Source organism: Pseudoalteromonas sp. AOP31-A2-14 (assembly GCF_052378035.1).
GTDB lineage: Bacteria > Pseudomonadota > Gammaproteobacteria > Enterobacterales > Alteromonadaceae > Pseudoalteromonas.
Genome location: NZ_JBQSXI010000001.1, coordinates 1,764,054 through 1,777,345, shown reverse-complemented (window position 1 = coordinate 1,777,345; position 13,292 = coordinate 1,764,054). Strand labels below are relative to the sequence as shown.

Here is a 13,292-nt window from a genome sequence, read left to right as displayed (position 1 = left end):
TTGTAGTAAGCGCCTTTCTCAACTTGCTTTTAGCTTTAAACTAGCTTAGCTAAAATATCGTTGTATGTTGCACTTGGACGCATTGCTTTATAAGCTTTGTCGTCGTTAAGCTGGAAATATCCACCTACGGCCATTGCAGGACCTTGTGCTTCATTTAGCTCCTTAACAATTTGTTCTTTGTTAGTTTCTAAATCAGCAGCAATTTGCGTGAACTGTGTTTTGAGTTCGCTATCATCATTTTGCTTAGCAAGTTCTTGTGCCCAGAATAAAGATAAGAAAAAGTGAGAACCACGGTTATCAATTTCTTTAACTTTACGTGAAGGTGACTTGTTCTCAGCAAGGAAAGTACCAGTTGCTTTATCAAGCGTATCGGCAAGTACTTGCGCCTTTTTGTTGTTGGTATTAACACTTAAATGCTCAAGTGAAGCCGCCAACGCTAAAAATTCACCTAGTGAATCCCAACGTAAATGGTTTTCTTTTTCGAACTGTTGCACATGCTTAGGTGCTGAGCCACCTGCACCTGTTTCAAATAAGCCACCGCCATTCATAAGTGGAACAATTGAAAGCATTTTAGCACTTGTACCTAGCTCAAGAATTGGGAATAAATCAGTCAGGTAGTCGCGTAATACATTACCAGTTACTGAAATAGTGTCTTTACCTTCTTTGATGCGTTCAAGTGAAACATGTGTCGCTTCAAGAGGTGCTAGAATACGGATATCTAAGCCATCAGTATCATGTTCTGGTAAATAAGCATTTACTTTTTTGATAAGTTCAGCATCGTGAGAGCGGTTTTCATCCAACCAAAAGATAGCCGGAACGCCAGTTGCGCGTGCACGGTTTACTGCAAGCTTAACCCAATCTTGGATTGGTGCATCTTTAACCTGGCACATGCGCCAGATATCGCCTTGTTCAACACCGTGTTCAAGTAACGTTGTGCCGCTTGTATCAACAACACGAATAGAACCCTCTGCTTTTGCTTCAAATGTTTTATCGTGTGAACCGTACTCTTCAGCTTTTTGTGCCATAAGGCCAACGTTTGGCACGCTACCCATTGTTGTTGGATCAAAGGCACCATTTTCTTTACAAAAATCAATAGTTGCTTGATAAATACCTGAGTAACAACGATCTGGGATTACAAAGCTAGTATCTTGTAATTTACCATCGTTATTCCACATTTGACCGCTTGAACGGATTGCAGCAGGCATAGACGCATCAATGATCACATCACTTGGTACATGAAGGTTGGTAATACCGCGGTCTGAGTCAACCATTGCAATAGCAGGGCCGTTGTCATAAACCGCTTGAATATCTGCTTCAATTTCTGCACGTTTAGCATCATCAAGAGTGGCAATTTTAGAAAATACATCACCAAAGCCATTGTTTACATCAACATCTAGTTCTTTAAATAATTCGCCGTGCTTAGCAAATACGTCTTTAAAGAATACTTTTACAGCGTGACCAAAGATAATTGGATCTGATACTTTCATCATTGTCGCTTTCATATGTAGCGAGAACAGTACGCCTTTTTCTTTAGCAGCTTCAATTTCTTTTGCTAAGAACGCTTGTAATTTAGCTGCGCTAATACGAGAAGCATCAATGACTTCGCCTGCAAGCAGCGGTGTACTTTCTTTAAGTACGGTTACATCACCATTTGTAGCAACGTGTTCGATACGTACATCAGTTGCTTTATCAACAGTTACTGACTGCTCAGATCCGAAGAAATCACCGTCTTCCATACTTGCAACGTATGATTGTGAATCTTTGCTCCATGCACCCATTGAGTGCGGGTTATTACGGGCATATTCTTTTACAGAGCTTGGTGCGCGACGATCAGAGTTACCTTCACGTAATACTGGGTTTACAGCGCTGCCTTTGATTTTGTCGTAGGTGGCTTTAATTTGTTTTTCTTCGTCAGTTTTAGGCTCAGACGTGTATTCAGGAAGGGCATAGCCTTTTTCTTGTAGTTCTTTGATTACCGCACGAAGCTGTGGCACTGAAGCACTGATGTTAGGTAATTTAATAATGTTTGCTTCAGGTGTTTTTGCGATGTCACCTAATTCAGCAAGTGCGTCGTCAATGCGCTGATCTGGATTTAAGTAGTCAGCAAAGTTCGCGATAACACGACCTGCTAAAGAAATATCACGCGTTTCCACTTCAACGCCAGCGGCATTAGTGTACGCTTGAATAATCGGCAGAAGTGAATAGGTGGCCAGTGCTGGCGCTTCGTCTGTTTGAGTATAGATAATTTTTGATGTCATCATCATTCCTAGATAGTAGGCGTTAAAGCCATATTCAACAATGCAAAGAATATTATCGTCAATGTTTAGACAATAATCAGTCAGTTAGGTGTGATTACTAATGTGTACAATTTTCACACCTGACGGACTGTGAATGCGTATTTATATGCTGCATTTTGGAAAAATAAATTAGCCATCAGCATAGTGTTATGAGCTTGTACTGCATATTAATGCAATTTTTTAGCATGCAAGAGTGTACCAAGTTTGGTGTAAAAGGGCTAGCGCGTATGCGCTTAGGCTCCATAGTTACTTTTAGTTAAAACGCTAAAAGGCATCACAACAAATAAACAATTGGGGTTTGTACGCAACAATTCAACCGTTAGGGGGTTTTTAAGTCATTTTGTTCGTTAAGAAAGTAAAATTCAGCGGGCTGTATGTAAATGAATTAGTGCCATTAAATATAAATTAGTACAATTAAATATATCTAAGCAGACAAATACAGATAAAAGAGGTATAAAAAGAAGGATTAAGCGAGGATCTAAACTAAATCGCTCGCTTGTAGTCGAACATTATTAGCTACTGCAAAATATCTCCGTTAGGAGCGATATTTGTAGCATGAAGCCCTTTAGGGCCTTGCTGTAATTCGAATGTTACATCTTGACCAGCTTTAAGTGTTTTATAACCGTCCATTACAATCGTTGAGTAATGAGCGAAAATGTCATTCTCACAGCCGTCTTCGACGATGAAGCCAAAACCTTTGGCATTGTTGAACCATTTGACTTTACCACAAGCCATACTTCTACATCCTTCTATAAGTTGACTAATTTAGTTATTCTAAACCGTATAATTTGTTAGACTGACTAAGGTTTAATCAATCTATAATTGACTGTAGTTTATTTCATCAAGCAGTCAAGTTGTTTTAGCGGTTTATTAACAATTTATTTATTTTTTATTCAAGTTTCCTTGAGTTCCAAAGACAAGACTATATTTAATTATGAGTGGTATGAAAGAATCAGATGTTTTAGATACAGTTCGCGACAGTGAAAAGCAAAAGCTACAGCCGCCGCGAAAATATAAAGTCATTTTAAATAATGATGATTACACGCCAATGGACTTTGTGATAGAAGTACTTACGACGTTTTTTAATATGGATAGCGATAAAGCAACAGATGTGATGCTTCAAGTTCATCACTACGGTAAAGGTATTTGCGGAGTTTATACCGCAGACGTAGCCGATACCAAAGTTGAGCAAGTTAACCGTTATGCGCGGGATAACGAGCATCCACTGCTATGTAGTTGTGAGCAGGAATAAATACTGAAGATAGTGATCAAATGAGCTATCAAAGTGGTATAAATAGATTATCTCAGTAAGGGGTTGCCAATGCTAAACAAAGACTTAGAACTAACCTTAAATGAGGCGTTTCGTGAAGCGCGTACACGCCGCCATGAATTTATGACCGTAGAGCACCTATTGCTTGCTTTATTAGACAACCCATCAGCAGGCGAAGCGTTAACAGCCTGTGGTGTTGATATGCCCGGTTTAAAATTGGAATTGTCTGAGTTTATAGACGAAACCACGCCGGTCATCCCTGATTTAGAAGAAGAGCGTGAAACCCAGCCCACACTTGGTTTTCAGCGTGTATTACAGCGCGCAGTATTCCATGTACAATCTTCAGGAAAAAATGAAGTGACAGGCGTGAACGTACTGGTAGCGATTTTTTCTGAGCAGGAAAGCCAAGCAGTTTACTTACTTAAAAAGTCAGATGTAAATCGTTTAGACATCGTTAACTTTATTTCTCACGGTACTACTAAAGCTGAAGATGATTTAGGTGATGATCCCGACGACTTACACGAAGAAGTACAAGAAGTACAAAATGAAGAGCCAACTAAACTTGAAAACTTCACAACCAACTTAAACATTCAAGCAGAAGAAGGGAATATTGACCCACTTGTAGGGCGCGACAGTGAAGTTGAACGTACGGTACAAGTATTATGTCGCCGTAAGAAAAATAACCCGTTATTAGTGGGTGAAGCTGGCGTAGGTAAAACGGCCATTGCAGAAGGCTTAGCGTATCGGATTATAAATAATCAAGTACCTGAGGTTATTACCGATGCTGTTGTTTACTCTTTAGACATGGGCGCGTTACTTGCTGGCACGAAATACCGTGGCGATTTTGAAAAACGCTTTAAGTCGCTATTAAAAGAGCTTCAGGCTAAACCTAACTCTATTTTATTTATAGATGAGATTCATACCATCATTGGTGCCGGTGCGGCCTCTGGCGGCGTTATGGACGCGTCTAACTTAATTAAACCACTGCTTTCAAGTGGTCAGTTACGTTGCATGGGGTCAACAACCTATAGTGAGTATAAAAACATCTTTGAAAAAGATCGTGCCTTAGTTCGCCGCTTTCAAAAAATTGATGTGCTTGAGCCAAGTGTGGCCGATACCACTAAAATTCTTAACGGTTTAAAAGAACGTTATGAACAGCATCATGGTATTCGTTATACACAACCAGCACTTAAAGCAGCCGCAGAGCTGAGTGCTAAATACATTAATGAACGTCACTTACCTGATAAAGCCATTGATGTGATAGACGAAGCGGGTGCTAGTCAGCGTTTACAGCCCACGTCTAAGCGTAAAAAAACCATTGGTGTTGCGGACATTGAAATGATTGTTTCTAAAATGGCGCGTATTCCACAGCAAAGCGTGTCATCAAGTGATAAAGAAACCCTTAAAAACCTCGATCGTAATTTGAAAATGCTGGTATTTGGCCAAGACCAATCTATCGACGCGCTGACATCTGCTATTCGTTTATCGCGCTCAGGCCTTGCTAATGAAGATAAACCGATTGGTTCATTCTTATTTGCAGGCCCAACTGGTGTTGGTAAAACGGAAGTTACCAAGCAACTTGGTAAATGTATGGGTGTGGAGTTTATTCGTTTTGATATGTCGGAGTATGTTGAGCGCCATGCGGTGAGCCGCTTAATTGGTGCGCCACCAGGCTACGTTGGCTTTGAGCAAGGCGGTCTACTTACTGAAGCGGTTATTAAAAATCCGCATGCAGTGGTACTCCTCGATGAAATCGAAAAAGCACACTCAGATATTTATAACATTCTGCTGCAGGTGATGGATCACGGTACGCTCACTGATAACAATGGTCGTAAAGCAGATTTTAGAAATGTTGTAGTTGTGATGACCACCAATGCGGGCGTACAAGAAACAGTACGTAAATCAATCGGCTTTACTGAGCAGGATCATTCACATGATGCGATGGGCGAAATAAACAAGGTATTCTCACCTGAGTTTAGAAATCGCTTAGATAACATCATTTGGTTTAATCACCTAGAAAAAGACGTGATACTGCAAGTGGTTGATAAGTTTATTGTAGAGCTACAAGCTCAGCTAGATAAGAAATCGGTGAACTTTGAGCTTACCTCAAAAGCTAGAGAGTTCTTGGCTGATCAAGGTTATGATAAAACGATGGGTGCACGGCCTATGGCACGTGTTATTCAAGAGCAGCTTAAGAAGCCGTTGGCGAATGCCATTTTATTTGGTGAGCTAGTTGGTGGCGGTAATGTCAAAGTGTCAGTGAAGGATAAAAAACTGCGTTTTGATTATGAAACAAATCTAACAGCTGCATAAGTACATTCGTTAGACAACAAAAAGCCCAGCAATTGCTGGGCTTTTTGTTTATTAAAAGATAATTAATAACTAAGTTGCTAATTACATTTAATAAACGCTTCAAGCTAGTGTAGAAAGTAACTAAGTTACTCAGACAACTTAGCTAAAAACTTGATATTTCGTTAACGCACTAACTTAGCGAGCACGGAATACAATGCGACCTTTCGATAAATCGTAAGGAGTCATTTCTACGGTAACTTTATCACCAGTTAAAATACGGATATAATTTTTACGCATTTTGCCTGATATATGCGCCACAACTACGTGACCATTTTCAAGCTCAACTCGGAACATTGTATTTGGTAAAGTATCAAGGACCGTTCCTTGCATTTCGATTACGTCTTCTTTCGCCATGTTTAGCGTAACACCTCTTTAATAGTTAAACGATGCAGATTTTGCCCAAAATACACCAATAAGTAAAGGTGCAGGGGCTATTTTTGCAAATTAAATAGCCATCCACTGGTCATTAACGTGTTTTTGCGCCGGTAAGTATTGAGTTTTGTAGCGCATTTTGGCACATTCATCAATTTGGTAGCCTAAATACAAATATTGCTTTTGTTGCTTTTGGGCCAATTTTACTTGTTCTAAAATCATTACGGTACCTAAACTGTAATGCTCATAGTCTGGATCGAAAAATGTATAAATGGCTGATAATGCGTTATTCATGGTGTCGGTAACGGCTACCGCAATGAGCTTTTCGTCATGCCAAAGTTCAATAAATGTAATAGGTAGCCAATTGCAAAGTAAAAAGCTCTTGTACTGATTTTTCTCAGGCGGATACATCGAGCCATCCTGATGTCGCTCGCTAATATATTTACAGTATAAAGGGTAGTAGAGCTCATTTTCTTGTGTGCTATAGCGTACTGTAAATTTGTTACCGGCTTTATTGCGTTTTCTTTTTTGTGATTTACTTGGCATAAATTGCTTTGCTAACACACGGACAGACGAACACGCACTACACACTGGGCAGTGCGGACGATAAATTTGGTCACCACTGCGACGAAACCCTAACCCCAGTAATTGTTCAAACTTGTCAGTTTGATAACAGCTTGGGTCGAGTATTACTAATAATTGCTCTTCGCGGTCGCTCAGGTAGCTACAATCAAAGGGCTGACTTAACCCCAGTCGTACAGGTAAACGCTCACTCATAAATAGCCTTTAACTCTTGTGGTTTCCACATTTCACTGGCTATAACATATTGGTGTGCATTATTTAGCTTAGTAAAAAAGTCAGAGCGTGGTATTACTTTTGCTCCTAACGACATTAAATAAGGGTTTTCCAACTGACAATCTATAAAATGCGCATTGTGGCGCTTAAGCCAATTAACGAGTGCCCACATGGCAAGTTTTGAGCAGTTACTCTGGTGGTGAAACATCGATTCGCCACAAAACACCCCATGCTGCATTATGCCGTAAAGACCACCGACTAACTCATCATCACGCCATACCTCAAGACTATGGGCTATACCCGCGTGGTGAGCGCTTATATAAGCGTCGAGCATGTCAGTGGTGATCCATGTACCCTCTGTATCAAGACGCTGATCTCTACAGGTTTCGATAACTTCTTCAAAGGCATTATTAATAGTCACTTTGACTGGCGACTTCTTAATTTCTTTACGTAAACTTTTACTAACATGAAAATCATCAAGTTCAATAATGCCACGCATGCTAGGGGACCACCACATTATCGGTTCATGTTCACTAAACCACGGGAATATTCCTTGGTTATACGCATTTTTTAATCGTGTTACTGATAAGCAACCACCAATAGCAAGCAAGCCATCTGGTTCATCCAATGCGTAGATAGGGGCGGGAAAAGTAAATTGGTTTTGAGATAATTGATAAAGTTGTTTTGTCATAACACCGATTTCACCTGATTTCAGATAATAACTACGAGGGCAGATAAATTGTAACCTGTTGCTTTAAATTCACAAACAAGAAATAGTAAACAGTCAATGGCAAGGGTGAAAATGTGGCTTGTATGTTAGGGCAAATTTTGGGCAAAAAAAAAGCGCGTTTTAAACGCGCTTTTACTAACTTAATTCAGTCCAATTAGTTTACAACTTTTACTGGAACGGCTTCAGCCGCATTGAATTTGGTTGTCATATCTTCTTCAACTGGAGTAAACGCTGTTAGGTCTACGCCTTCAACTGCTGAACGATACTCTTCGATAGTTGGGAAGCGACCAAGTACCGTAGAAAGCACTACAAGGGGTGTTGAACCTAATAGTGACTCACCTTTTTTATCAGATGTATCAGCTACTACACGGCCTTGGAAAAGACGAGTTGACGTTGCAATAACTGTATCGCCTGGTTCCGCTTTTTCTTGGTTACCCATGCATAAGTTACAACCAGGGCGCTCTAGGTATAAAATGTTTTCATACTTAGTACGTGCGGCTGTTTTTGGTTTCGAATCGTCAAATTCAAAGCCTGCGTACTTAGCTAAAATATCCCAGTCGCCTTCAGCTTTAAGCTCATCAACAATGTTATATGTTGGTGGCGCAACTACAAGCGGTGCCTTGAATGAGATAGAGCCGTTTTTCTTTTCAAGGTTACGTAGCATGTGAGCAATAATTTTCATATCGCCTTTATGAACCATACACGAACCAACAAAGCCTAAATCAACTGGCTTGTCGTTGTAGAATGAAACCGGACGAATAACATCATGAGTATAACGTTTAGATACATCATCGTTATTTACGTCTGGATCGGCAATCATTGGCTCAACGATTTCATCTAAATTAACCACAACTTCTGCATGGTATTTCGCTGCATCGTCAGGTGTAAGCGCAGGGTTAGTGCCAGACTGAATTTCTTCGATACGTTTATCAGCAAGGGCAATTAGGCCTTTAAGCGTTTCAATTTCGTTATCCATACCTTTGTTGATCATGATTTGGATACGGCTCTTAGCCAGTTCAATTGATTTAACTAACGTTTCGTCGTTTGAAATACAGATTGACGCTTTCGCTTTCATTTCTGCAGTCCAGTCAGTGAAGGTAAACGCTTGGTCAGCCATAAGGGTACCAATGTGTACTTCAATCACGCGGCCTTGGAAAACGTTCTCGCCACCAAATTGCTTAAGCATTTGCGCTTGTGTTGCATGTACAACGTCACGGAAATCCATGTGCTTAGCCATGCTGCCTTTAAATGTTACTTTAACAGACTCAGGAATAGGCATTGCTGCTTCACCTGTAGCTAATGCTAATGCTACGGTGCCTGAATCAGCACCAAAAGCAACACCTTTAGACATACGTGTATGCGAGTCACCACCGATGATAATCGCGCGGTCATCTATGGTAAGGTCGTTCAATACCTTGTGAATTACGTCAGTCATTGCATTGTAAACGCCTTGCGGGTCACGTGCAGTGATCAAACCAAACTTATTCATAAACGCCATAAGTTTAGGTATATTAGCTTGTGCTTTGCTATCCCATACTGATGCTGTATGGCAACCTGATTGATAGGCACCGTCAAGAATTGGTGAAATAACTGAGGCAGCCATCGCTTCTAATTCTTGCGCAGTCATTGGGCCTGTTGTATCTTGCGAACCAACAATGTTTACGTTCACACGAATATCAGAACCTGCGTGTAAAGGAGTTTCAGACAATACGCCTACAGCATTACGGTTAAATATTTTCTCAACCGCAGTTAAACCTTGACCTTCATGTGATATTTCTTGTGAAGGAGCGTATACAAGCGGTGTTTCAATGCCTAAAGTTTCAGCGGCAAATGTTTGTATTTTTTTACCAAATACAACAGCGTAAGAACCACCAGCTTTCATAAATTCAACTTTTTGCGATGTAAATGCTGAAGATATATCAACAAGCTCTTTATCACCGTTATAAAGTTTTTTCTCTTTAGTATTGATGGTCAAAACAGTGCCAGTAGCGACTGAGTATGCTTCTTCAAGTACTGCATCACCATTTTTATCAGTAACCGTTTTACCGTTTGCGTCTACTTTTTTAACCCAGTTTTTAAGGTCAAGACCGATACCGCCAGTTACACCAACCGTTGTTAAAAAGATTGGCGAGATACCGTTAGTACCCGCAACAACAGGGGCAATGTTGATGAAAGGAACGTATGGACTTCCTTGCTTACCAGCCCAAAGTGCAACGTTATTCACACCCGACATACGTGATGAACCAACACCCATGGTACCTTTTTCAGCAATAAGCATTACTTTAGCATTTGGGTGTTTTTTCTGAAGTTCACCAATTTCTTGCTGAGCTTCTTCAGTGATCATGCATTTACCGTGTAGTTCACGGTCAGCACGAGAATGCGCTTGGTTACCTGGAGAAAGTAAATCAGTTGAAATATCACCTTCGCCAGCAATATACGTTACAACGTCAATTTTTTCTTCAATATCTGGCAGCTTTGTGAAAAACTCCGCTTTTGCATAGCTTTCTAATAGTTCTTTAGCAACTGGGTTACCTGCTTTATAAGCCGCTTCTAGGCGCTCAGTGTCGGCATCGTATAAGAATACTTGTGTTTTAAGTACTTCAGCGGCTTGTGCTGATATTTCCGTGTTATCACCAAATGCTAAATCAAATAGCTTTTCGATTGAAGGGCCACCTTTCATGTGTGAAAGAAGCTCAAAAGCGAAATCTGGAGTGATTTCTTCTACAGATTCTTCACCAAGAATAATTTCTTTTAAAAACTGTGCTTTAACGCCCGCAGCACTTGTAGTTCCTGGTAATGTGTTGAAGATAAAAAAGTGTAGTGAATCTTTACGGTGCTCATTGCCTGTATCTTTAATTTGATTAATTATTTCAGATACTAGTTCTGCGCTATCGATTGGTTGTGGATTTAATCCAAGTTCCGTTTTACGGGTTTGGATTTCTTCCAGATACTGTGTATACAAACTCATAGAAAACTCTCGATATTTTACTTGATATGAAGTTGAGCATTTTAACTTATTTTATAGTCTCTAGTCATGCTCAAAGGAACAAAGCTTTGTGCTCAACTAATTATAGTTAGTTTTACGTGCGATACTTTGACGGTATTCATTTTACGCATTTAGATCCTATCGCACTTACAATATATACTGTATATATAAGATGAATCTTTATTATAACGGCAGTGAATGTCACTACCGCATACTTTGCGTTTATATATGCGCTTTTGATTAAGGCACAAAAAAGGGCTGAATACTCAGCCCTCAAAATTTACCCTAAGGTATAAATAACCTGAATCTCGTTTAAGAAATTGAACTAAATGCCTGTTCCGAGATCCGATCTTTCGACCAAGAACGATTGGATAGACAAGGAACAGGCATGATTAAATTAGTTGAATTGTTTTGCGATGTCGATGATTTTTGCAAAGTATTTATACCTCAATGGGAACAACAATTACTCGAAGATGGTACCCAAAAACGTCAGCGAGCAGGACGTATGACGACCAGTGAAATTATGACTATTGTCATCAGTTTCCATATGTCGCATCACCGTGATTTTAAAAATTACTATCTTGGTTATGTTTCACTTATGTACAAAAGTGAATTTCCTAACTTGCTCAGTTATACCCGATTTTTAGCCGTTATGCCGAGGGTACTTGTGCCGATGTGCGCCTATTTCACTTCGCTTAAAGGAAAGCCTACAGGTGTTGAATTCATTGATTCTACATGTATTAAGGTATGCCATAACATTCGTATTCCCAGGCACAAAACCTTTGATGGAATAGCCCAGCGAGGCAAAGGAACAATGGGTTGGTTTTATGGCTTCAAGTTGCATTTAATTGTTAATCATCACGGTGAAATTGTTGCTGCAAAGGTGACAACAGGTAATGTGCATGATACACAGCCAGTGCGTGAATTAGCGAGCTGTCTGACGGATAAATTATATGGTGACAAAGGGTATTTAAGTAAAGCTTTAGAAGCCGATTTACTCGATAAAGGGGTAAAGCTCATTACGACGGCTCGCAAAAACATGAAGGCAAAAGCGATGTCACTATGGGATAGAGCGATGCTTTCAAAGCGCTTTATAATTGAAACAATTAATGACCAACTCAAGAATATATCCTTCATTGAACATTCGAGGCATCGGAGTATGAACGGCTTTATGTTAAATTTAGTCGCTGGATTGGTGGCTTATTGCTTGAAAGAAAATAAACCACACCTTAATTTAACTGATGTAGAGCGCAATGCATTAGTTATCGCTTAAGCAGATCTCAGGTTAAATACTATTAAAGGTTATCTAAGAAGCGCTCTGCATCTAGGGCTGCCATGCAGCCTGTGCCCGCTGAGGTAATCGCTTGACGATAAATATGATCAGATACATCGCCTGCTGCAAATACGCCCGGTACGCTGGTTTGTGTTGCATTACCATGTAAGCCTGATTCAACGACAAGGTAACCATCTTTCATTGTTAACTGATCTGCAAACATATCGGTATTTGGTTTATGGCCGATAGCAATAAACACACCGGCTAAATCAAGTTCTTCAGTGTCACCAGACTCGACATCTTTAATGCGTACGCCAGTGACGCCCATTTGGTCGCCTAGTACTTCGTCTAGTGTGCGGTTGTAATGCATAACCACATTGCCATTCGCCGCTTTTTCAGCAAGGCGATCGGCTAGAATTTTTTCACTGCGAAAACTATCACGGCGGTGAATAACATGCACTTCGTCAGCAATGTTAGATAAATAAAGTGCTTCTTCAACTGCCGTATTACCACCGCCAACAACTGCTACCTTTTGGCCTTTATAAAAGAAACCATCACAAGTCGCACAGGCTGATACGCCACGGCCTTGGAAGTTAGTCTCTGATTCTAGCCCTAAGTATTTAGCTGAAGCACCAGTGGCGATAATGAGCGCGTCACAAGTATAAGTACCTTGGTCACCTGTTAGGGTAAATGGGCGCTTTGATACGTCTACTTTATTAATGTGATCAAACACAATTTCAGTTTCAAAACGTTCAGCATGCTCTTTCATCCGGTCCATTAGTGCAGGACCCGTTAGGCCATGTGCGTCACCTGGCCAGTTTTCAACTTCAGTCGTGGTCGTTAGTTGACCACCTTGTTGAATGCCAGTAATTAAAACTGGGTTTAAATTAGCGCGGGCAGCGTATACGGCTGCGGTATAACCCGCAGGGCCAGAGCCTAAAATTAACAACTTACAATGTTTTGCTTCACTCATGTTTTTTTCCTAAACGTTTCAATTCTCTTTTAATGAGTTCAATTCTAAGAAAAACAAGGCGGATGTAAAAAAAATTCCGGATAATTATTTTATTCAAATCACCAAGCTGTCAGATATTGTGTACTTTATTATGATTACATTGCTTGTTTTATAAGCTAATAATCAACAATAGCGCGTAAAACCATGACCACAGCATGTTTTTTTGGTATGTTTTAGCTAATTATGATTTGTCAGCCTTAAAAGG

10 protein-coding genes are annotated in these 13,292 nt (G+C 40.1%); 3 read left to right on the top strand and 7 right to left on the bottom strand.

Annotated elements, in window-relative coordinates; translation table 11 throughout:
* Window positions 1-35: 35 nt before the first annotated feature.
* Window positions 36-2,258 carry an NADP-dependent isocitrate dehydrogenase gene (locus tag ACT3S9_RS08225; RefSeq protein WP_441993072.1) on the bottom strand — a complete coding sequence of 741 codons (2,223 nt, stop codon included), beginning with the start codon at window positions 2,256-2,258 and terminating at the stop codon, window positions 36-38.
* Window positions 2,259-2,813: 555 nt separating this feature from the next.
* Entirely contained in the window at window positions 2,814-3,032 is a 219-nt protein-coding gene (cspD, locus tag ACT3S9_RS08220; protein ID WP_441836058.1) for a cold shock domain-containing protein CspD, read from the bottom strand.
* Window positions 3,033-3,240: 208 nt separating this feature from the next.
* On the opposite strand from cspD, the gene clpS reads away from it, so the two are divergent.
* Both clpS and clpA read left to right on the top strand, forming a co-directional pair.
* Entirely contained in the window at window positions 3,241-3,549 is a 309-nt protein-coding gene (gene clpS / locus ACT3S9_RS08215) for an ATP-dependent Clp protease adapter ClpS (protein WP_441836057.1), read from the top strand.
* A gap of 69 nt (window positions 3,550-3,618) precedes the next feature.
* The gene (clpA, locus tag ACT3S9_RS08210; RefSeq protein ID WP_441836056.1) at window positions 3,619-5,880 is read left to right on the top strand and encodes an ATP-dependent Clp protease ATP-binding subunit ClpA; all 2,262 of its coding nucleotides are present in this window, start codon (window positions 3,619-3,621) and stop codon (window positions 5,878-5,880) included.
* A gap of 174 nt (window positions 5,881-6,054) precedes the next feature.
* Here clpA and infA read toward each other — a convergent pair whose 3' ends face one another.
* The 4 genes from infA to ACT3S9_RS08190 form a co-directional block, all read right to left on the bottom strand.
* The gene (gene infA / locus ACT3S9_RS08205; RefSeq protein ID WP_002962494.1) at window positions 6,055-6,273 is read right to left on the bottom strand and encodes a translation initiation factor IF-1; all 219 of its coding nucleotides are present in this window, start codon (window positions 6,271-6,273) and stop codon (window positions 6,055-6,057) included.
* Between the two features lie 90 nt (window positions 6,274-6,363).
* Window positions 6,364-7,068, bottom strand: coding sequence for an arginyltransferase (locus tag ACT3S9_RS08200; protein ID WP_441836055.1), 705 nt, complete (start codon window positions 7,066-7,068; stop codon window positions 6,364-6,366).
* Window positions 7,061-7,777 carry a leucyl/phenylalanyl-tRNA--protein transferase gene (aat, locus tag ACT3S9_RS08195; protein ID WP_441836054.1) on the bottom strand — a complete coding sequence of 239 codons (717 nt, stop codon included), beginning with the start codon at window positions 7,775-7,777 and terminating at the stop codon, window positions 7,061-7,063. The genes ACT3S9_RS08200 and aat overlap by 8 nt, the downstream gene beginning before the upstream one ends.
* A 193-nt stretch (window positions 7,778-7,970) precedes the next feature.
* Window positions 7,971-10,784 carry a bifunctional aconitate hydratase 2/2-methylisocitrate dehydratase gene (locus ACT3S9_RS08190; RefSeq protein WP_441836053.1) on the bottom strand — a complete coding sequence of 938 codons (2,814 nt, stop codon included), beginning with the start codon at window positions 10,782-10,784 and terminating at the stop codon, window positions 7,971-7,973.
* 406 nt (window positions 10,785-11,190) lie between these two features.
* Here ACT3S9_RS08190 and ACT3S9_RS08185 point away from each other — a divergent pair, with 406 nt between their 5' ends.
* Window positions 11,191-12,075 carry an IS982 family transposase gene (locus ACT3S9_RS08185; RefSeq protein WP_444750803.1) on the top strand — a complete coding sequence of 295 codons (885 nt, stop codon included), beginning with the start codon at window positions 11,191-11,193 and terminating at the stop codon, window positions 12,073-12,075.
* 22 nt (window positions 12,076-12,097) lie between these two features.
* Here the strand turns inward: ACT3S9_RS08185 and trxB are convergent, their stop codons facing one another.
* Window positions 12,098-13,048, bottom strand: coding sequence for a thioredoxin-disulfide reductase (trxB, locus tag ACT3S9_RS08180; protein ID WP_441835585.1), 951 nt, complete (start codon window positions 13,046-13,048; stop codon window positions 12,098-12,100).
* Window positions 13,049-13,292 lie beyond the last annotated feature (244 nt).